We start from the raw sequence: 22370 nt of genomic DNA on the forward strand, positions 1-22370 counted from the left end.
CCCCGATTATCAGGAGTATCACGGGGAGCAGGGCGAGTTGTTGCAGTATTGAGTGATGATGCGAATTCATTCACCGCTGAGGAGCGAGATGCCAAGCTCTATCGGGTTGTGCTTGATTTAGGTGAGACAGCCGATTTCGGTGGCGTGACTTGCGGCCACCAATCGCCGATTCCTCACAATCGTAGTTTCTGAAAGCCCCCGACCTGATTCAGATTCGATCCCCCTGGGGAAAGGATCATCATCCGGCTCTGTTACTGTATTTGCATGTCTCCGGATCGGCTCCGTAGTATTGTTCCGATGTTTGGTGGGGGGACGCGGTACGTTGAGACGTTGGATGCGATTCTTGAGTTCGTGGATGCGCATCAGCCGACGTTGGATGAACTGGTGGGCTGGCATCGTGGTTCATTCCCGAATGTGTCGAGCCGGGATTCGATTATGCGGCGGGTCAAGTATTTACAGCAGGTTGGGTTCCTCCGCCCGACGAACGAGCATTGGGAGCTCGGTGAGGCTGGGCGGGAGTACGTTTCGGAGGGTGATGTGACGACGTTGCTGCGAATTATGTGTGATCGGAACGTCGGGCTGCGGAGTCTATTGTATGCGTTGGCTGCGGGTTCGATGACGCTCGCGGAGGTGAGTAACCAGCAGCTGGATACGCATCCGGAGTTGGGGTGGAGTCGCGGGGAGACGGACATGGCGAAGCAGCGAGTGAATTGGCTGCGGAGCATGGGGCTCGTCGAGAAACGCGGTGACGAGTACGCGTTGACGGATGACGGCCTACAGTTCGTTGAGTCTGCGGTTGAGGAGTGGGCTGACTCTGAGTGGACGCCGTCGGCGAGCACTGACGGAATGCATTCCGGGACCTACGAAGCAACCGTCCACGCACGATCGTTAGATCCGGAGTTCCGTGCGACGGCGCTCTCTCGTCATGGCCGCACATGCCCGGTTTCCGGGGTGGATCATCCAGGGCTGTTGGACGTGGCGCACGTCCTGTCGTGGAGTGAGTATCCCGAACACAGGGCTGATCTCTCGAACGTGCTGGCACTCAGCAAAACACACCACGCGGCGTTTGACCGAGAGCTGTTCACGATTGATCAGGAGTACCGGCTGTGCGTGAATCCAGAGTTCGAAACGGAGAGTGACGTGTTACAGCGGACGGTCATCGACCGGGAGGGCGAGCGGATCTCGGTTCCAGATGGGGGTTTAGAGCCACAGTACGTTGCGCAACATAATGCGTCGCTTGAGTGGGTGTGAAAGTAGATATTAAGAGTAAACCGGATTGTCAGAGGATTATCTCATGTATTGGTGAATTGGGGGATCCTTCCTCACCTGGGTTGGGGATGGTAGGTGTCGAGACTAGTATTGCGGTTCGAATGCCATGTCCTCGGCGGGGAATGAGTATTGACTGAGGTTGTTGTTTTCGCAGATGTCTTCTAGGCGCTGGGGCTGGATGTAGTCCTTGTTGAGGAGGTGTTCGAAGACGACTGATATTTCACCGCTGTCAACGGCGGTGATGATGGCGAGGTCGGGGTTGTCGTAGTCGGGTTTGATGACGTAGTCGCCGACGGTGAACGGTTGGTCGGCGTACTCTAGGTTGGTGTGTTTGTAGTCGTAGAGATGGATTTCTTGGTCGACGCAATACGACGCTAGCTTCGCGGGGTGGATCGTCCGCCAATCGCCGGGTCCTTCGTCGAGTGTACTGGGGAACGCCACTCGAACAGCCTCGCCCTCTAGTTCTTGCCCGTAGAGTGTAGCGTTTTCTTCGGGCGGGAGGACTTCGACGACGACGCCAACTGAACTGTCCTCGTCGGTGGCTTTGATGACGCGGTCGCCGGGCTGGAAGGGGTTCTCAGGCTTCTGGTTGAGGTGGGCAGTGTTAGGACCGAGGTCGTGGAGTTCATTCATCGGTCGCGTAGCGAGGTGCGCGAGCTTTTCCGGCTCTTCTCCGGAATACGCTTCTTGGGTGTGGACTTTCGATTTGAGGGTTTCGGTGCGTTCCCAGCCGAGGAGGATGAGGGCATCTTCGTTATCGCGGTGCCAGACCATAACCAAAATGTCGTCGTCAGGGTCGTTGTCCAGGAGCTTCTCGGGTTGGAACGCGGAGACATCGCGTGAGGTCTTGACGTCAACAGTGTAGTCGAAGACCTCAAAGTCGTAGCTGGAGAAGCTCTCCGAGTTACATCGTCGGATTGCTTTCTCGTTCTTCCAGGTCCACATTTCGACGGGGAGATATTCACGGCAGAACTGTTCGAATGCGAGTTCGCCAAGATTACCGATTCGTTTGACGTTGATATCATCAGCGCCCTGGATGACGGCTTGATGGTGGGCGCGCTCACGATCTATTTCACCGGGCGTGTAGAGATACACTGTCTGTGACTTACCACCGTGGCTGATATAGATAGCGTGGATTACCGGGAAAGTAAATCACTCCCGTCATGGGTTGTGGGCGGATCTACAGTAATGAACGTCGTCAGTTAAGACAGTCTCGGATGGGTTACACGATCTGATCGAGTATCGCTCAGTTCTCCCCTTGCATGAAGTCCGGCTTAATCTCTTTTAGGATGTTGTCTGATTCCTCGACCTCGTTGTCTGGGAGATAGAGTGCATTGAGACCAGATTTTTGGATGCCGGCTTGGAGGATGTCCTCGACGAATGGTCGGGAGATAGTTCGGTAGAATTGTTGCTCGCTGAGCGCGGCGATAGTTCGAGGGACGAATCGTGCGTGATGGAGGGATTCGGCTCCAATGGCGGCTTTGAGTGGGTCTGGGATGGTTTGGAGAGCGTTCGCTATGCCGTGCCAGAGGAGTTCGTTTCCGACAAGTACCGTGTTGCCGTCGCGGTGGTAGAGAATGGTCGTGTCGCCTTGGTTGTCGCACTCGTCTAGGATGGCTTGTGTGTCGATGGCATCGTAGAAGACGGCTGTGCAGGCGGCAATAGGGAGGAGGTGGAACGAGAGGGGTTTGTCAGGCAACCGATGGTGGGCGTTGAGATTTGTGACCAGTTCGGGGAATGTCCCTGGGTGGAATGGGGTTCCTGCGAGGAGTCGCTGGAGAAGTCGGTCTCGAATGTCTGGGTCGTTGATCTCGATATCCGTGATGAATCTCTGGAAGACGTCAGTTTTGAGTGCTGCTGTGGGGCCAACCGTCTCAATAGCTGTCGAGAGTGTGGCGGCGAGCTTCCGTTTTGGCTCTGGAGTGGATGATGACGGAAGGCGGAATGAGTGTGTTTCGTCACCGGTGGAAATTTCGATTTCGCGTCCGGTGTTTGGGGCTTTCTCCGAGAGTGTAATGTTGGTGGCGTAGTAGGTGTCGTAGCGGTGGTCAACGTCGAATGAGGCGGTGTCGCCGACCTCCGCGTCGTCGGGGAGCGCGTTTACGGCCATACAGACGGTGCTCTTATCTCGGGTTCTGATTCGACCGAGGTATTGGTCGGGCCGGTCAACGATAATTCCGTCAGTCTTGTTTGGTTCTTGGCCGAGAGCGGACAGAGAGGCGCGTATTTGGTCATCTAGCCACTCTCGCTGTGGTTCCGGGAGTTTCGCTTTGACGTCGGTGATTGTCCAGCGGTCCGAGAGTGAATAGTCGTCAACGAGGTGGAGTGTCCATAGTAGGCAGGGAAGAATAGTGATCAGGTCTGTCGCTTGCTGAGTCGAGAGGTGGTGGCCGTCATGAACGACGCGTACGAGTTCGTCATTGGTGACGCGAAGGCCGAATTCGCGGTCAGTTCCCGGGGCGATGGTTACCGGCCAGTCAAAGCTGAGTGAGTCCGGACGGCAGTCTGCGAGGTTCCAGGTAACGTCGGTTGTGCTGAACGTGAAGGATGGGGAGCCGTGCTTGTTGACTTCGAAGGCCCGGGGTGTAATCGGGTGGTTGCGAACGAATTCATAGACAGAGGAATCGAACGTGGGTGGGTGACTGCAGGCGGCGCGAAGCTCTTCTGCTTGCTCTCGGGAGACCGATTGGTCGTCGCGGAGGTCATCGAGCGCTGTGACTGTCCGCTCGGAAAGAGAATCTGAATCGGGGTTGCTATTTGGCCGGAGGGAACTGAGCTCGGATTTCAGGTCGTCGACGGCACTCGGGTTGAGTTCGTCAATGTCTGCGTGGTTTGGGGCTTCGTTTAGGATGTAATAGACGTGGTCCAAACTCTCTGAGTCGAGTTCCGGGATATCGGTATCATCGATTGGGTTGAGATCAGTTTGTTTTGCAGGATCGCCTGTGCCAGTACTCCCGGTCCAGTGGAGCCCGGCGTTGAAGAGACGTGATGTGAGTTCATTTGGAACGGCATCGCCTGGCTGGAAGCCGAGCGACCGGTAGATCCGTGCGGTTATCGCTGGCGTTTGGAGTGGATAGGGATGAGGGGCACTCCAATTGACATTAACGTAGTAGCCTGATTTAGGATACGAGTCAGAATATTCGTGGAGGACCGGCATTGCCTAACCCCCCGAAAGTGGGGTGGCCGGAAATACCTGCGTACTTCGGTGAACCGATGATCGGATGGGAAGTGTACTGATGTGGTGTTTAAGTTGGAGTCGTGGGGGGTGGCTGGTCGGGATGATGGTGTTGTCCGTCGCGGAAGATCGTATCTGAGACATCGGGAAGCGGGTTCGTGCCGTGGTCGAAGACGTCGTGGTAGGTATGGTCGTGGCGCGGTGCATGATTGCGCTCCAAGTGCCGTTTTCGAGTGTGCTGAATGTGGCCTCTGTTAAGAGTTTGATTCGGGTAAGACGATGGATGAATGTTACAGCTTGAATAGCGGTTCCACATCAGAGATGGCGTACCTGTATACCATCTCGTGTAAAGCTCGGTGTTCCGGGCTACCTTCTGTACTCGTGAGAAGCTTCTGGCCGAAGTACGGGATGTCGCTTCCGCTTACGGCGGAATCGTCCAGTGGGCGATCTTCGTCAAAGTTCCCGAGTTCTTTCTGGTTTCGCCGCCACTCCGTCGGATCCATGCCGTGATTATAGATATCCCAGTGTGTCTCGGGGACATCTGCGACAGATTCTAGCGAGAACCCTGGTCGCTTCAGATCTTCGTGGGTCAGTTGTCCAAACAGATCCTCCACCCGCTGAATGGTGGCTTCATCTTCCTGCGGAGCTGCTTTGCAGGCTAGTTCGGCGCGTGCTCGGATATGCCCCAAATCAAATCCGCCATTATAAGTGAGTAGTGTAGTCCCATCCCGTGTTTCTAACCATTCACAGAGTTCGTCGATGAGGTCTAATTCTGCTGCTGGTGATGAGTTTTCTCGGAAGAGGACGTCGGCTTCGACCGGAACACCCGGCGACGGTTGATAGCCAACACCGATGCACAGAAGTTCAAGATGGTTGGAGTTTGAAAGATCCAGCTCAGATTCTTTGACTGTCTGGATCGTCTCGATATCGAGCGCTACCCGACCGTCAGTCACATCGCCGGATGTAGGTTCTACGACCTCCTCTTGCTCTTTGGCACCGGAAATGAGGTCTTCAGGAGGATCGACCGGTTCGACTCGCATATCTCCGAAATTCGGACGTAATTCTTTCTGGCCTTGATAGATATTACCTGACGCGTCTTGAAACAGGAACCATTGGTTCTCGACGAAATCGTATTCTGGACTTTGGTCGAATAGCGTGATCTGGACATCGTTTCCGTCGATATCGGTGAGAAGCACCCGTGCTCGAACGTTACTACCTTCGTGAATTGAATCTATCCGGGCGACTATACTGATTTCCTGATTCTGTTCGATGTCTGCGGCTACCGTGGTAGGTAATTCCATATAGGCCCTCAACTAATGGACACAATAAAAACGGTCTGGATGATGTTAGATCCTCTTGCTAGACTTGTCGGAATGATTGTGGCCACCGGGTACGTCAGGAGTAGAAGACGACGGGGCGACGGTCGCCTCCGTGTTCGTCGTCGGGGATGTGTTCTGCGAGGTCGCCGCGGGTATCGTCGCCGAGGAGTTGGTTGAGGACGTCGATGGCTGAGGCGCGGAGGAGAGGTTTGTTGTCGTTGCCGCAGTGTTCGTCGAAGGTGCAGGCGGGGCAGCCGTTGGGTTGGCCGCAGTGGCAGTCGCGGAGTTGGTCGCGGGCGCGTTCGGCGAGGGCTTCGAAGTTATTGTAGATGGCGTGGGCGAAGCCGAGCCCGCCGTCGACGCCGTCGTAGATGAACCACCCGGAGGAGCGGGTGCCGTCGAGTTCGTGGGTGCGTTGTTCGATGGCGTTGGTGGCGGCTTGGAAGGATTCGTTGAGTGTGTCGGTGATGTCGTCGTAGTCGGGGTGGCTGTAGTGCGTGTCCATGACGAGTGTGGCGAGGCCACCGAGGTCGTTTTTGTCGACGCGGAGTTCCAGTGGAGCGGTCTGAATGGTTGCGTGTTCGGCGGCGTGGAGACCGGCGATGTAGCCGAGGTGGGCCATGCCGGCGGTTTCTGGATCGACACCGGTTTCGACGCCGTAGTCCTGGTATTTGTGGATGAGTGCGGTTTCGATGGTGTCGGGGACTTCAACCCAGCAGAGCTGGGTGTCCATGAGGATTGGTGGGACGTCTGTGGGGAGGGCTTGGGTTTTGGGTTGGCTGCTCTCGATGTACATCTGGTCGTAGGCGTGGTGATGGACGAGGACGGTGCCGCGGCCGAAATGGAGTGTGAATCCGTTGATGTCTCGTGTCTTTTCGGTGTCTGCGTCGAGGACGTTGACTTTGCTTCGTGTTCGGGTGTAGTAGTCGCGGTCGACGGGTTCGAGTTCGATGATTGGTTGTGGGCGGTCCTCGTTGATGGCGGTGACTTCGAACTGTTGACCGTTCAGCAGGCGGACTGCGCCTTCGTGGTAGTCGCGGTAGGCGCGGTTCTGTTCGACGGATTCTAAGTCGAGGCCATCGCCGAGCCCCCAGCCAGTGGGATCGACATTGTCGGCAAGTTTGAACTGGTAGTCGGTGTCGCTGGTTCCGTAGAGGTTGACCCGCGTTTGCGGGCGGCTGGGACCGGCGTAATGGGCGGCGGCATCCAGATACCCTTCGATGTAGCCGGCTTCGCGCCACATCTGGACGGCGTTCCGGAGTCGCTCTTCGCTGGCGAAGGCGTCGCTGTCTGTTTCGTCGAGGGCGATTTCGTCGGCGGCGGCGAGGACGTGAGTGGCGAATACGGCGTTGTTCGAGGTGTCGATAACGGCATTTTCGACGTCGTTCTCTAGGAGGTAGTCGGGATTGTTGATGATGTATTGGTCGATGGTGCGGTGGTCGCCGACGAGGACGGCGAGGCTGCGACTGGCTTCGCGGCCGGCCCGACCGATGCGCTGCCAGAACGCTTGCCGTTGCCCGGGATACCCCATGAGGACGGTGGCATCGAGTGACCCGATGTCGATGCCCAGCTCAAGGGCGTTTGTAGTGGCGAGCCCGGTGAGTGCGCCGGCTTTGAATTCGTGTTCGCGGCTGTGGCGGGTGTGACGGCCGAGGCCGGCATTGTATGCTTCGATGGAGGGTGTTTTCGACGTGTCGTAGTCGCTGGTGTTTGCTTGGCGGTGTTTGTTGGTGCGTTGGACGCTGAGTTCGGTGAGTTTCCGGCTCGGGCAGAACAGGAGCGTGCGAATGTCGTTGGCGGTGAGGTGACTGAATATTCGCGGTGCTTCGATGCTTGCCGGCACTCGCTCTGCGACAAACGTCTCAGCTTCGTCGTTGTCCGTCTCCTCGGCGGCGTCTGTGTCACTGGTTGTGGAGTCTTCGTCGGGGAATTCGACGACGTCTTTGTGGGGGTCTGCTGCTTGTGTTTGGTCGCGTGGCGGGGGGTTCCAGAGGATGATGTCTCGGGGGCCATGTGGAGAGCCGTCGTCATCGATGACGGTGACGGGCTGATTGATGAGTTCTTGGGAGTGGGCGTGGGGGTTGCCGATGGTGGCGGAGGTGAGGACGTACTGTGGGGTGCTGCCCCAGTAGTCGGCGACGCGCTGCATGCGGCGGAGAATCCACGCGACGTGCATACCTTCGATGCCTGTGTAGGTGTGTGATTCGTCGATGGCGACGAGGTCAAGTGCGCTGTAAAAGCGACTCCACTTGTCGTGGTGTTCGAGGTAGACGTTGAGGCCCGCGAAGTTCGTGAGGATCACGTCGGCTTCCTCCCGAATTGCCCGTCGGTCGCCTGTTGTGTCGCCGTCGTAGATGCGGACGCGGATGTCCAGTCCGAGGTCGTCGTAGAGGTCGTTGAGGGCTTGCTTCTGGTCTTTCGTCAGCGCTTTCATTGGGTACACGCACAGCGCTGTCGAGGCGTTGTTCTGTTCGGCTGCCCGCGAACCATCCGGGTTGAGAACGCCCGCATCGAGGAGATTCCGCGCGATTTGGAGGGCGTAGATGTGGGTTTTCCCGCTGGATGTTGAGGTCGTGACCGTCACATTCTCACCGTCGGCGAGTGCGGTGAGGGCTTCGGCTTGATGGCTGAACAGCTCGAATGGGTACTGATCGGCGAGTGTCGCCCGTAGTACTGAGTCTGTTGGGGTGGTGTTGGCTGGTCGTGCTGGGCGTTCAATCGTTTGGATGAACTCGGAGTCCGCGGAGAGGCTCTGGCGGGGGAAACTGTTGATGACTGTATCGGCGTCGACTACTGTGTCGTCTGGGTGGTGGGAGTGGTTGGTGTCTGTCATGGTTAGAAGTCGGTGAGGCCGGCTTGTTGGCCTGTGGCTCCCTGGGAGCCGCTGTCAGTCATGTCACGGCGCGGTGCGTCTGTGAGTGCTTGATAGACGTGCCAGAGTGCTTCACAGTCATCTCGACAGTATGTCTTGTGGCGGTCCCAGTCTGGCTCACTCTTGGGATTGTCTGGGTTCCGCATGAACTCTTGGTAGGCAGCGGCCGTTTGCGCGCCGGTGAGGCCTGTTTCGGTGGGGTCGTATCCGAGGGCGCGTGCGACGTGCCCGAGTTTGTTCGTGCGACCAGGGAGGAGCGCGTTTCCGTCTCGGACAGCCCACTTGTAGAGATCGTACGTCCACATTTCGTCCCACGCGTCGGTGTATTCTGGATGGTGTTGTTTGAGGAACTGTTCGATATGCTGGTAGTCGAAGTTGTGGCCGTTCCACGTGAGGAGTGATCGGTTGCTATGGTTGGCGAGCAGCCATGTGGTGAACGCTTCTAAGACGCTTGCCGGGTCCCGGGGGTCGTTTGTTTCGACGAAGGCTTGGTAGGTGTCTGTCGCGGGGTCGTAGATGCCGAATTGCCAGATGATCGTGGGCGAGAGTCCATCCGTTTCGATGTCCAGGCAGAGTGGTGGACGGTCGTCACGGGTCTTGACTGGTGTCCGATTCGAGACTACGAGCGGGTTGCCTGAGGCAATGACTTCGGCGTGGGCGTGAATCTGTTCGGCCGTCTGCTGGCCGATCCCGGGGAGGTCGGCCAACTTGCTTACCGAGAGATCGCGGACATCTTCTGTCGTCCGACACCCTACGTTGCGGAGTCGTTGGGCGGTGGCTGGTCCCACACCGTTCAGGGCTGTGAGACCGAATGATTCGGTGTCGACTGCTTCTGCGGCAACCGTTCCATGAGCTGTACAGGAGTATCGAGCGAGTTTCGACTGGGCTTGGTCAATTGCACCAAGCCCAGTAATCGGTACGGTTACTGCTGATCCGTTGTGGGAGAGGTCCCACTCGTGGTAGTACTCTGTCGGCTGGCCACCTGCGAGAACGGTTACCGGCTCGGGAAGGAGTGCGCTGATGGCGGCGATTTCCTTGCGGTTTGGGAGTGTTGTCGAAAGTGTCGTCGGGTCCCAGTCTACCGATAGTTGCGGAACAAACAGGTACGTCGCTGCCTCGCTGCCAGTCTGGCGGGTGCCCGACTCGATTTCCGACTTGAGGTATTGGAGGGTGGTTTGATTTTGGACAGCAAGGATGTCGATAGTGGGATTGGGTGATGGTGAGTCTGTGACCTCGTGGAGGCCGGCATCAGAGGTGTATTGGAAGTGCTGAATGTGATTGCCGTCCCGGCCAAGCTTTGGATATGTAAACGGAGTCTCTGTAGTGGCTTCTTGGATCGCTGCGAGGGCGTTTGGATCCCGTGGGCCAGGGATTGTGATGAAATCTGGCGCGAAATACTGGAGAGCGTCCTGGATTGCAGGTTGAGGGACACGTTCAAGCGCGGGCGCAGGGAATGTCAGTAAATCCAGAGAGGTGTCAAGCGCCATTCCGATTAATCAAGGCAGGCTTGCCAAATAAGTGTGACTTTGGTGGGGTGAAAGTGGAGCACTCTCCGAGTGATTGTAATTACGAAAACAACGCCGAGCTTTGGACGTCCTTTCGTGTCCTCTGAGGTCTCGGAAACCCTCTATCAGCCCCGCGATATAGCTCAGCTATTAGTGTCGACCCAGACCGCATAACGTCGGTCTGCCAAACTTTATACGCCGTTGGGGAGTGTCGTGACCTTATGAGCGAGGTGCCCTCTACGGATCCGTTATCCCAACAGTCGAGTGCTGAACCCGGGACATATCTTCTTAACGCATATTCTAGGAGCCAACTGAATGATGTTTCAGTTACGCAGTATCGGCTAAATGTTGATGGTGGTGTAAGTGGTGATAGGACGGCATTTACTGCCTCCGCTGCCTATTCGTTGGATCAAGAGCATGGGACACCTGTATCAACAGCGGGTACGATGAGGGTTCTCTCTGCAACGAGTCTCTCTCATACAGTCTATGTCTGGGGTCAGCGTGTCGAGGTGGTTGAAGAGAAGAAAATCACGCTCAATCCCGAGAACCCACGGGAACGAGAAACACTTCGAGACTTCGTACAATCGTGCCTCCGACGAGCAGTCCCGGACGAAAAATACGATTACAAGTTCATCAATGAGATCGTTCGGAGGGAGCCGGAGTTTACGTCAAAGAAATTTGCTGCTCACCCCAAATATGAACTCAGTATCCAGATTACGAACTCCGGTACTGTTCTGGCTCATGTTGAGTCTGGATACACTCTTCGAAGCAGAATGACCCTTGATGAGCTGTATACTAAGTCAGAAAATCCGCGGGGTATGAAAGCAGCCCACGACCCTGAAAGATATTCGAGGGAAGGGCAGGGATGGCTCCGCGGCTGGAGTGATTTACACTATAACGATCTCATTGAGGATGCTGGTGCCTCGATCGCAGAGATGCATGAAGGAGTAGCCGATGAGGAGTGGCGTCAAAAGCTGATACAGGAAAACCCCAGACTACTCAAAATCAAGTACGGGAGTAACATCCGCAATCAAGCTCCTCATTTCCTCAAGTTAGCACCTCGAATTGAACAGGTCAAGGACGAGGACTACGACTTTTTCCAGCGGTTCATGTCTCGCCGTTCGATGATGCCCGGCGAGAAGTTCGAATACACAAAAGAGTTCATAGAGAACCTCTCGTGGCTACCGGTGCTGGAATTAGAATTTGAACCCGGGCCAACCAACGACGGATATGACCGAATAGACATTAGGGGGACTCGGGACCGGTTAATCTTCCAGAATAGTACACCAGCAAACAATCCTTCTACGGGATTACGGCAAAGCGGAGTGTATCAGTCCCCCGGACAGTATCGCATCGGCGTTCTAGTGCCAGAGGCATGGGACGACATACAGCAGGAGTTCCCCGGACTAATCACAAAAGGGTTAGCTGAGATACAGGCACCAGGCGGTGTCACAAAGTACGAATACGAATTAGGAGACATCTCAAACTATACGCCCATCGCTCATCGACTCCACGATGAGACGGAAGTCGTCGTAGCAGTCGTACCCGATGAGGGAGCGTCGGAACAATTTGGCATTGAAGACCCGCATCATGAGGTCAAACGGACCCTGATGCGGCAAGGCGTTCCAACACAGATGACGACAAAATCCACGGTGGATGAGCTCATCAAGCTGGGCGCTGATATCGGAAACGATAAAATGTTGAATATTCTGAGCGCCGTGGTCGGCAAGGCTGGTGGAACTCCTTGGCACATTCACAATCTGCCAGGCGAGACCGACGCATTCATGGGATTAGACGTATCTCATGACCAGTCTTCTGGCAAGCATACTGGCGCGAGTGCGAGTGTTGTACTATCTGACGGGACAACGTATGCCGCCGAATCCACGGTCGGTCAAAGTGGAGAGGAATTCTCGGCAGAGCACGTCCAACAGTTCGTTCGGGATCTCGTCTTTGACTTTGCGATGGACCAAGGTACAGAGATTAATCGACTCTGCATAATGCGTGATGGAAAAGTCCCAGAGGATATCGACGCGATCCAAGACGGGCTTAGAGGAGTATCTGCAGAGATTGATATTGTGGGTGTACGGAAAAGTGGCCAACCCCGGGTTGCGGAGTATGATGGCACGCACTTCCAGGTTGCAGAGAAAGGGATCGCGTTCGTCTCAGATAAGCAAGGATATGCGATAGTCCATGGATCTGGCAAGCCCGAGATTAAAGATGACAACAGCGTGGGAACCCCTCAGACCTACCGAATCACCCAACACTCTGGTCCAACGGATATAGAGACTCTTGCTCGACAAGCATACTGGCTGTCCGAGGTCCACATCGGTAGTCCAGTCCGAAGCCCGCGGCTTCCGATTCCAATCGAATATGCTGACAAAGCAGCCGGCTATGTGAGTGATGAGATTGTTTCTCCCGGGACTGTTATAAAAGGCCCCGCGTACATTTAGTTCGTCTCCTACTCTGAACATGAAATTGATTCCCGGTTTCAGTGACGAATCTCAAACAGGGAGACGAAGACCTAATTGATCACTTGCGGAACCCCCTTGGCCTTTGTACCTGACCTGTGCTTACGGCGCGGCCGGCATTCTGCTAGCAAGCACAACTGACGGTCGAGTCCTAGGCGACTTTTGGAGATGAGGAAGTATTCACGAAGCTATCGGGGTGACAGCAGGGAGTGTATGGTGGACAAGATCACGAATGGAGGGCGAATGCGAAATCGTGCCGGAGACCGGCTGGATAACTCAAATACGCCGATTCCCTTCAGCTATTTGGGGAATAACAAGGTCTATATGACGGACCAATTGAAGTATTCAATATGAGCCCTTCTCCTGCAGACTGGGACGACTTTGAGCAGGAGGAGGAACTCCGGACTGACGTTCATCTAGCTATTGACTTGGCTCTCGATAGCATTCTCGATAATCGTGGAAGGGAGATTACTGCTGTTGAGGAGGAAAAGCTGACTTTCTTTGCGATACGGGACCTGAACATCGACCTAAGTTACAGTTGGTATCTTGCTGGTGGGAATACGGAGGTTGGCCCAACCCCTACACCTGACACCAGCTACACTCCGGGGCAACAGTTCGGGACGATTCAGCAAGATACTCCAACTACAGATCGCCTGACACGGTTGCGGAATTATTTCCGGAATGAGACCTTCTTTGGGGACTACAATCTTGCTAAGGTTTGGTATACGGACCGATATACCTTCCTTCGAGACTATTACAGCAAGTTCGCGCCTGAAGAATACACGGACCTTTACATCACCTCAGTCAACATCCGAGAGAAGCTTACAAACTTGGACAACCTGATTGCTACAGAGTCCCAGAATGCTACTCTCGGTGATTTTGGGGGAGGTGGGTCAAACAGTCTTCTGGAATCTGCAGACGAGCGTGAAATCCGATATCTCATCTCGGATTTTCATATGGATTTGACAGCGACCGATGAGTTATCCCAGACGAAGCAAGTCGTATCTGCAGGAACTGATTTGATTGAACAGGTGCTGTTCAAACTAACCCAAATAGAGGGAACCACTCGGGAGCAGCGCCGTCTCCTCAATAATCTCTCTGAGCTTTTCTTCTATTACATATGGAAGTACCCTGCGCTCCTAATTTCCGCAGACACGGCGACTGGGCCAAACGAGGACATTATTCGACTCAATCGGCTACAGGAGTTCGAGAGGTTCAACCAACAGGTGGAATCAGAGATTTCCAGACTAACTGATCACTTCTATGAGGTGGGGCTCCTCCCCAATGCACAAGATATCGAGGCTATCGATATGGATTCTGAAAACAATATCATTTATCCCGAGTGATGTAGATATCCGAAATTAATGAGTTCCAATGGGGATGCCAACTTTGACACCTCCGTTCTCGTAAACTACGTCTATACAAAGCTCCCCGGTACAAATGAAGACGACAACGATGCGGTCCGATTACTCGAAGACTCAGGGTTGAATCGTGTAATCGGTGGAAAGGCGAAAGGAGAGTTCACAAGTCTCTGTGATCGGCGGGAGGTAATCTATGACGATTTGCTGGACTGGCTGGAAGACCACCCGGAGTCCAATATTTACGAATACGACGTTTCATCGCGTCCAGTTAGTGCCTCAGACAACGATACGGACCACGTTCGGTTTGACATTCAATGCGGATGGGGGGAAGAGCCTCGACGGAAACAACTCTCCGACTTTCGCCGGCTGTCCCAAGGATTGGACACGATTCGTCGAGATATCATTCGGAAGTTCCTAGACGGTATCTACCCCCAGTTCTCGAACTCGGAGTTATCAGAGGAACTCGGAGATCTCGACTTAGGTCACGATACCCAGATAGTAATCGATGCAGTAGAGATTCACCGTGAGGATTCGATTGACCTCCTTGTTGGGTCAGATAATGACCTCACGAGCAACGATACAGCAATCAACAATCGGATTAGCTCAGTAGAAGATCAAAGCCTTGAGCTTCGGATTCTGGAACCCAGCGACGTGTAAAAACTCCCTATCGACCGGGTTCTGAGATCTTCTCGCAACAGCAGTCTGTGAACTCCCCTATCTGAAGCAAGCGGTTGTTTCAGCCCCTCTTCTAAATATAGAAACCGCAGTGACGACTACTATACTTTATCTAAGCAGTGTTGAGCTGCTGCTTGCAGTTCGTGGACGTATTCGTCGTAGGTGGTGGCCGGTTCGTCTGTTGGAAACTCGAAGGAACGCAACTGCTGATCTCCGACGGTGGACGTTGCTGTTGTTTCTTCACGTCCGGGGTAGATGAGGATGCCGGGGATGTCGAGTGTGAGGATGTAGGAGGTGAGTTGGTAGATGTCTGCTGCGGTTGGTGATTCGCTGTGTGTTTTCCATTTGGCGTCGGCGACAAGGAGGGGTTCGTCGTCGGTGTTGCGGATGAGGACATCGGGGCGCATGGAGACTGCGTGTGGGCCGTCGATGAGGTTGGGGATTGTGGCTTGGTCTTCGACGCGGTGGGTGGTGTTGCGTGTGGCGTCGCGGAATGCGCGTTCGACGATGCGTTCGAAGACGTGGTTCATGTTGACGAAGAGGGCGAGCGAGCGCTGTGTGCCGGCGCGCACGTCTTCGAAGAATTTGCGTTCGAGGACGAGTGTTGCTAACTTTAGTAGTGCGGCGTAGTGTTCGTTGAGTCTGGAGAGTTGGATGTTGCGGATGTCTGCGGGCGTGATGCTGGTGGTGGTGGTGTACTGTTGGAGGCGTTGGGATTGGGTGCGCAGTCGGGCGGCGAGTTTGTCGTCGCTGACGAGGTACAGCAGTGCTTGGAGGGCGGCGAGGACGGCTTGGTTGAGTTGGTTGTCGGTGGTGTGTTCGTCGTAGTTGACGGCGAAGTCGGTTGTGACTGGCGACGGTCGTTGGAGTTGTTGCTGGACGTTGATGCGGCCTTTGACTTGGGTTTCGATGGTGTTTGTAGGGACGTAGTCGCGGTGGAGGCCTTCTGCGAAGACAGACTGGAGCTCAGCGTGAAACAGCGTGCCGATGGCGTCAAAGAACGACGACGCGCTCGTGAATTCGGTTTCCTCGTCGAGGGTGTCGACTGGTGTGTCGAAGGCGTATTGGAGTGCCCAGAGGAGGCGGGTGACCGTTGTTTTCGGGGTGACTTCGATGCGGAGGCCGCTCGGGAGTGTGAGGACACCGACGTGTGCGTCGCTGGAGAGCACGACTTGCCCGTCTCTTTGAAACGTGGCTGTGATGGGGGTCATCCCGAACCGCTCTTCCATCGTGTCGAGGAATTCGGCGTCCGCGTCCGAGACAGGGAATGGCTCCGTGTGGTCGTGTTCACCGAGTGAGAGTGGCGTTGTCGGTGGGTCAGTCCCGACTGCTGCGTCGTCGGTGATGGGTGGGCCGGTCCCGCCGAGAGGGGTGATGTTACTCATGCTCGGCGGCACGGTCGACGAACTTGCGGATGGCGGCGGCGAGTGCCTCGGCGTCGTCCATCGAGAGGTCGTCGACTGCGAGTTCGGGGCTCTCGGAGGATTCGGCCTCGACGTTCCAGTCGTGGGTGTACTCTGGGATTGATTCGAAGACGGTTGCGGCGTCGGCGACGAATTCCGGCGAGACGACTGCGTTTTCGTTCGAGGTGAGCCAGTCCCAGCGGAAACCGATTGTCCCGTCTTGTTCGAGTTTCACGATCCCCACGTTCGGGTTGACTCGGTCTGACTTCACCATCAGCTTCGCGTTCTGTTCGCCGCGACCTGGGTCAAGCTGTGCGACGTCTTCGCCGGCGTCCATGATGGTGTTGAATTTCGCTGCGTTGTCCTCGGTGAGTGTGTGCTGGATTCGCTCGCGGAACGTGTCCGGAGTTCGCTCGCCGTTCGCCCACGAATCATTGAGTCCGTCCTGCGAGGACGGTGCTGGCTCGTTCGTTGTGTCGGTTGGTGAGTGGGTGTCTTCAGCGAGCGGGACTGGGTCGTCGATCCCCGCAAGGGTGCAGAGGACGTCGTAGAGTTCTGTCGCTGTGAACGGTTGGATTCGTTCGGTGTCCCAGTCGAACCAGATGGACCCGGTATCGTCGAGGAGTTCCTGACGCAGCCGCTCCGTCTGGCCGAAGTAGTACTCCTCCAATTGCGGGAGGATGTCGTACCGCCACGCGTCAACGATGTCTGGGACGGAGTCATGCCCCATGAGGTACGTGTGGCCGAGCTGCTTTCCCTTCCCGAGCTGCGGGGCGTCTAAGATGCGAGTGTTGAGCTCCTCGACCGCGAGGATACTGGCTCCAAGGAGGCGGTCGCGGTCGGAAATCTTGGACGCGCGGTCGTGGACAAGAGCGGCAGCATCACGGTCGATGCTAGCGTCCGTAGCAAGGACGGTGTCGAGGTCCGGGGGGTAGTCGATGAAGCGGAAGCGGCGTCGAAGCGCGGTGTCGACCAGCGCAATCGATTGATCGGCCGTATTCATCGTCCCAATGAGGTAGAGGTTTGGCGGGAGCGTGAACGACTCCCCGGAGTGCGCGAGTTCGACCTCGTACGTCGTTCGTTTGTCCGCTTCGAGCAGAGTGATGACTTCCCCGAAGATTTGAGCGAGATTGCCGCGGTTGATCTCGTCGATGATAAGGACAAACGGCGGTGGGGATTCGTCGTCCGGCGTCGCTTCGAGGGCGTCGGTGGCGTCCGCGGCGATGCGTTTCAAGACGCCGTCTTCGACGTCGTACGTGACGGTGCCGTCGTCGGTCGCATCGGCTGTGAGACCTTCGAGGAAATCCTCGTAGGAGAACGACGGGTGGAACGTGACCGTCCGAACTTGAGGCTTAGTCGGCGGTGTCGACGTCCGTTCTCGTGTCCACCATTCGGCGAACTGCTTGGCTTCGTAGGTTTTGCTCGTTCCGGGCGGGCCGTAAAACACGACCTGTTTGTTCTGTTCTAGCTGGCGTTCGATTGTACCCGCATTCTCGGGTTTCACATACGGCCCACCGGGCGGTCCTATTGATCCCCCTTCTGGCGGTGACACACCGGCTTTCTGGAGCAGGTACTCTGCGGCATCGTCTGAAAGCCGGGACAGGTAGGCTTGTTTGAAATTATTGTGTGAATCCAGGACGTAGTACTCGTCGGTGCGGTACTGGTCCTCCCCGAGCGTTTGTTTGAGACCGGCATCGACTATAATCGGGTCGTCGAACCAGTGGATGTCAACGCCAATGCGCTGGAATTCTTCTCCTTGGAACGTGTAGGTCTCGTGTTCGCCGGTCGCTACGGAGTAGGCGACGAGCTCGTCCTCGTAGTGATGAAGAATGATGTCACCGGCTTCGACCGTTTCGAGATCGTGATGCCAGACGTTATCGACCTTGGCTTTGAGGTACTCGTCGATGAGCTCAGGCTCGTTCGACTGATTCACCCAGTACGGCGTGGGATTTGCGTCACTGAAGTCTTTCAGATCTAGAGTCGATGGGTCTCCAATACGGGTCCCATTGAGGACAGTGTCGTAGAGTTCAGTGGCAACGGCTGATCGTTCGTCCTCGATGCTTGATTCGTCGGCTTTGTCGATGACGTTGAACAGTTGATCGACTTCGAGGCGAATTGGGACTGTGAGACCGTGGTCCGCGTCGGCGGTGGCGTGTCCGACGACACGCTCGTACGTATCGAGGAAGGCTTCGAATGCTTCAACGCCGTCGGTGTAACTGGTGGGCGTGTCGTATCCGAAGAATGCGAGGCCGCTCTCAGTGGCGGCGTTAATGATGGGGTAGTCTTCGATGTGAAGGTGGCCGAAGAGCTCTTGAATCGTTGCCTTCGCTCCTAATTGGTCCTCCCAGTCACTATCGTACTGGCTGGCATCACGGACAGTCTCGATGAGTGCAGCGAGGTCGGCGATAGAGCCATCCCATTTCGACAGGATTTGTTCGGCTCTCCCCCGTTGACTGGCTGCGTGCATCCGGTCCCACATCGATTTGAACCCGTCTCTCGTGGGGTTCTCAATGAACTCGTCTGCGTGTTGGATGATTTGCTGTGTGCGGTCGTACTGCCCAAAGTCAAACTCTGCACCAGCCTGCTCAGTTTCTGCTACCTCCGTCCACTGCTCTAGAACGGCTCGCTGTCGTGCAGTGAGAGAAGATGTTTGACCGGTCTGGCTCATCAGTTACCGATACGTGGAATGTCTTGTTCTTGAAAATACCGCATCCAGGGCTCTATCTAGACGAGTGTCGTCTGCACGGCGCTCGTTATTGCGACGAGGGCATTCTGATCTCTGTGCCGTAGACATCTGCGACGGCCTCGGTGTAGATGTCGTCAAGGATGGTGATTAGCGCTGGATTCTCAGCGACGAGTTCGGAGAAGCCTCGTTGGAGTGCGGTGACGTACGCTGCGAAGAAGTCATCGTGCTCGTCGGGGGCGATATCGTATTCTGCTGCAATCATGTTGCGTTTGTTCCCGGTGACACTCGCAGCCTCCGGCAACGCAGTCTCGATATCATCAGCGCGTGTATCGAAGTGGTCAGCGACAGCATCATTGAATGACTGATCGTTGGCACCCATGTTCCGGAAGTACAGTGTGAGTGTGTTGTCTCGGAGTGCCTGTTCGCGGTCGTTTTCGAGTCGGTGGTGGAATCCGATTCTGGCATCGTTCCGGTTGTCGGGGCGCTCGTGGAGCACGTCTGTGAGGTCATCCGTGGACCGCCACCAGCCGTGCTTGAAGAGCATCCCCCAATCGGGGCTCGTTGACCGGAACCACCAATCCCCGACAGCGTCATTCGCACATTCGAACCGTACGTGATACTCGTTTTCTGAGCGGATTGACCCCTGGTTGGCAGTTTCGAGACGGTCGGAAAGGCGAGCGGGCCAGTTGTGGGAGAACGTCTCCCACTGGGTCTCGAACGTGGCCGTTACGTCAGCAATGGCGTCGTAGTGGTCGAGGTACAGTTCGATTTTCTCGTCAACGTTGTCGGTGGGGTCTGACATGCCGGTGATGGATCGAATATCGTCAGCGAAATCGTGGAGCTGTACGACCGTTCGTTGCGGGTATTGTGGTGCGTTCTCAGCGATGAACGTGGTCAGGACGGATTCGACGAAGGCTGTCCACGTCCAGTTACTGAATTCGGGGTCGTTCGCGTCCGGTCGGTCGGCTTGATGCAGGTAGAGATAGTACCCGCCAGACTCGTAGTCGTCCTTTGGCACACCGTCGATGTGCGTGACTTCCTGCCGGTAGAACTCCGTCTGCGTGTCCTCAGCGGCGAATTTGAGCTCGACCAGCAGGAACCACTCGTTGGGGACTTGCACTGCCAGATCGACGAATCCCGACGACACTGTCTCTCCGTCGGCCTGCTTTGTGAGCTGGACTTGCTCGTTGACGACGACGTCTGATAGATCGTGGATGTCCTCCTCGAATCCACAGGTTTCGGGGAGGCCAGTGAGGAATGCGCGGAGGAATTCCGCGTTCATCCGGTGGGGCTGCTTTGGGTCAAGGAGGTATGCGAAGAGCCGGTTGATGTATACCTCGGCCTTCTGCTGCGTTCCTAACGAGTACTCGATCACGTCCATCAGCGAACGCGGTGTCTCTGGAACCGCAGTGAGTCGCTCCCACTGGCGTGTGAGCGTCTGCAGTTCACGCCGCAAGTCCTCTATCTCGGACATTCCAGTATCTACCTGAACAACTCAGCGTGACGGCATAGACGCTTTGCCCATACTGCGAGCGGAGAACAGAGACACTGCCATCCTACAGGCTGGCAATTCAACCCCAGTAATTCACCCCCGTTAATGCATATGAGTTCGACACTTCCTCTGGTGAACATCCGGTGAATAGGTGTGTACCTCAAATTGTTTAAACTTGAGATAGATCAATTCGAGACAAGCCAAAAAGCCGGAATTTCTACTCCATGAGCTCTTCAAGCGCGTCCAGATGTTCGGTAGAAAAAATCCCCTCCGGGTCAGCTTGATGAAGGGGAGAATCCTGTGGCACATAGCTGTACACCAGGCCTGCGCAGGCACCAGCTAATGTACCCTGGCGAGTGGTCAATGGTACAGTAGCTCGACTCCCCAATTCATTGCCCGCTTCAGCACCTTTCATAATTGTTTCAGGGTTCGTCCGTTCGACGAGGTGTTTGTAGGAGGTGGGTGTGATTCGTTCTGCCAAATACCGAGAAATCCCCACACTGGCCCCAAGCCGTTCAGTATTGAACTCTGAAAGGTCGAATTGCTTCCCAAGAGCAACACCTGCTAGCCCTCGGTCTATTAATTCATCAGGGTCAATTGACAGGGAGGATCCAGAGACGTCATTATGTGCTTTGAGTGCCGTCCCACTGAGCGCACTGAGAGCGACAATCCCGGGCGTCGAAATTGTCGTGAATTTCGCGTATTTAACTGCTTCAGTGCCTACGCGAATACCCGTTCGGACCGACTCTTTCCAATCAACTTGTTCTCGGGCACTTCGAATTCTATCGAGGATTGTCTGGTCAATCACCACACTAGATGGAGTTGGCCCTTCCCCGCTACCACTTGAGGAAGAGCGAGTACCGCCATTTGAGTTAGTAAAGTCGGAAGTTTGGCGAGTTTGGGTCTCTCCCTGAAGACGGCTCGTTTGGTCTGATGTTGCAGCTAGGTCCTCAATGAATCTGACCAGACTATTTACTTCAGAGCGCTCTGTGTTCGGATGGAGATATACCTCGAATTTCGCTGTGACCGTCGTCAATTTCAGCTTGTAAACCGCGTCAACATCGCTCGTTACCCCGCCCTGTTCTTGGACATTCCATTCATAATGGGCCGGTGGGGAAACATCTGCTTCGATGTCGATGATTCTGTTAATTTGAACAGCTGCTAGTGCATCTCCGCCGGGATCGCCGAGAACGACGAGAAGGCGTTCATCGGTAGCGATGACGATAGGACGGTACCCCTCTTCAGCCATCATCGCATAGACGCTAGGTTCGTCTCGAAGGTATCGACTCTCTTCCCGATCTCGGACGATTATGTACTTATTCGCTAGTAAAATGTAGTGTGGATCTTCGCTCGGGGAAAGATAGCCTAGTAATGGTCGATCATGGCTACGGCGTTTCTGGAGGTCATCGGTCGAGAATAGTCGAGAAATGAAACCAGATTTTTGCGCCGTCAGTCGCTCCGCTGATACCGTATCTGACTCTGCTTCCGCAGCCAATTGCTCTGCATATTCCTTTTCCCACCAGTACGCATCCTCAGGATACGATACCCAGCCAGTCTCGTGTCCGCATTCCGGGCACTTGCTGACAACGGACGGTAATTGTTCGCCACAGGAGACGCATGCTGACATGGCCATCCGTTCAAAAGGTTGTGACTTAAGCGTTGGTAGGTGATGGACGAGAGTAGTGTCTTCACTGCACTTACCGATACCCCTATCGAGGTTTGTTAGCTGGTGGGAGTTTCAACGAGTCGTTGCATTGGGAGTACTCTTATCACAGCACCGTGCAACGATTCGACGTATCTGAGGTTCGATTACGTGCCATCATCATCTATTCGGTCACGGTTCGACGGGACGTTGGTCACGGTACCGTTCGGCGGTGACAACGTCGAGCGTACTGCGCGGGACGAATATCGAACCCTCCTCGACGAGTACGATTCTGAGGATGTGCTCGTTTTGACGGGTGCGCCGACGAGTTCGGACACGTTCCGAGAGACGTTAGGTGAGGAGCTGTCGGGTGCGGCGACGCCGTACGTAAGTTCACTCGTGGTGCACGCGACTGATGTCCTGAATCAGACGGATGAACGCGTCATTCTCTCTGACGCGCTGCGGCGTGAGCTCCTTCATCGGTTCCTCGCGGACTACGAGTG

General features: G+C 55.4%; 13 protein-coding genes. 4 read left to right on the forward strand and 9 right to left on the reverse strand.

Features of this window, described 5'->3' with window-relative positions:
• Positions 1-264: 264 nt before the first annotated feature.
• A complete protein-coding gene (locus BMW35_RS04400) occupies positions 265-1251 on the forward strand; it encodes an HNH endonuclease (protein ID WP_218138590.1) in 987 nt (328 codons plus the stop codon).
• 102 nt (positions 1252-1353) lie between these two features.
• Here the strand turns inward: BMW35_RS04400 and BMW35_RS04405 are convergent, their stop codons facing one another.
• From BMW35_RS04405 to BMW35_RS04425, 5 genes are all read right to left on the reverse strand, one after another.
• Complete coding sequence (locus BMW35_RS04405) at positions 1354-2364, reverse strand: DUF7961 domain-containing protein (protein ID WP_089668171.1); 1011 nt, start codon at positions 2362-2364, stop codon at positions 1354-1356.
• 151 nt (positions 2365-2515) lie between these two features.
• Positions 2516-4426 (reverse strand): hypothetical protein, encoded by a 1911-nt coding sequence (locus tag BMW35_RS15270; RefSeq protein WP_143052146.1) that lies wholly within the window; start codon positions 4424-4426, stop codon positions 2516-2518.
• 308 nt (positions 4427-4734) lie between these two features.
• Positions 4735-5745, reverse strand: coding sequence for a hypothetical protein (locus BMW35_RS15275; RefSeq protein WP_143052147.1), 1011 nt, complete (start codon positions 5743-5745; stop codon positions 4735-4737).
• Between the two features lie 94 nt (positions 5746-5839).
• On the reverse strand, positions 5840-8596 hold the full coding sequence (locus BMW35_RS04420) for a DEAD/DEAH box helicase (RefSeq protein WP_089668174.1): 2757 nt from the start codon (positions 8594-8596) through the stop codon (positions 5840-5842).
• A 2-nt stretch (positions 8597-8598) separates the two neighbouring features.
• Positions 8599-10122, reverse strand: coding sequence for a ribonuclease H-like domain-containing protein (locus BMW35_RS04425; protein ID WP_089668175.1), 1524 nt, complete (start codon positions 10120-10122; stop codon positions 8599-8601).
• Positions 10123-10361: 239 nt separating this feature from the next.
• On the opposite strand from BMW35_RS04425, the gene BMW35_RS04430 reads away from it, so the two are divergent.
• The 3 genes from BMW35_RS04430 (at position 10362) to BMW35_RS15280 (ending at position 14626) form a co-directional block, all read left to right on the forward strand.
• Entirely contained in the window at positions 10362-12590 is a 2229-nt protein-coding gene (locus tag BMW35_RS04430; protein ID WP_089668176.1) for a Piwi domain-containing protein, read from the forward strand.
• Between the two features lie 368 nt (positions 12591-12958).
• Positions 12959-13954: a DUF8098 family protein gene (locus tag BMW35_RS04435; RefSeq protein ID WP_089668177.1), complete on the forward strand. Its 996-nt coding sequence runs from the start codon at positions 12959-12961 to the stop codon at positions 13952-13954.
• Positions 13955-13972: 18 nt separating this feature from the next.
• Complete coding sequence (locus BMW35_RS15280; protein WP_143052148.1) at positions 13973-14626, forward strand: DUF8169 family protein; 654 nt, start codon at positions 13973-13975, stop codon at positions 14624-14626.
• Between the two features lie 119 nt (positions 14627-14745).
• Here BMW35_RS15280 and BMW35_RS04440 read toward each other — a convergent pair whose 3' ends face one another.
• The 4 genes from BMW35_RS04440 to BMW35_RS15285 form a co-directional block, all read right to left on the reverse strand.
• Positions 14746-16029 carry an McrC family protein gene (locus BMW35_RS04440; RefSeq protein WP_089668178.1) on the reverse strand — a complete coding sequence of 428 codons (1284 nt, stop codon included), beginning with the start codon at positions 16027-16029 and terminating at the stop codon, positions 14746-14748.
• Positions 16022-18715, reverse strand: coding sequence for an McrB family protein (locus BMW35_RS04445; RefSeq protein WP_089668179.1), 2694 nt, complete (start codon positions 18713-18715; stop codon positions 16022-16024). The genes BMW35_RS04440 and BMW35_RS04445 overlap by 8 nt, the downstream gene beginning before the upstream one ends.
• 85 nt (positions 18716-18800) lie before the next feature.
• A complete protein-coding gene (locus BMW35_RS04450) occupies positions 18801-20114 on the reverse strand; it encodes a PD-(D/E)XK nuclease family protein (protein WP_089670354.1) in 1314 nt (437 codons plus the stop codon).
• A gap of 328 nt (positions 20115-20442) precedes the next feature.
• Positions 20443-21852, reverse strand: coding sequence for a hypothetical protein (locus tag BMW35_RS15285; RefSeq protein ID WP_143052149.1), 1410 nt, complete (start codon positions 21850-21852; stop codon positions 20443-20445).
• Positions 21853-22370: the final 518 nt, after the last annotated feature.

The sequence above is a fragment of the Halobacterium jilantaiense genome, from assembly GCF_900110535.1.
In the GTDB taxonomy this organism is placed as follows: Archaea; Halobacteriota; Halobacteria; order Halobacteriales; family Halobacteriaceae; genus Halobacterium; species Halobacterium jilantaiense.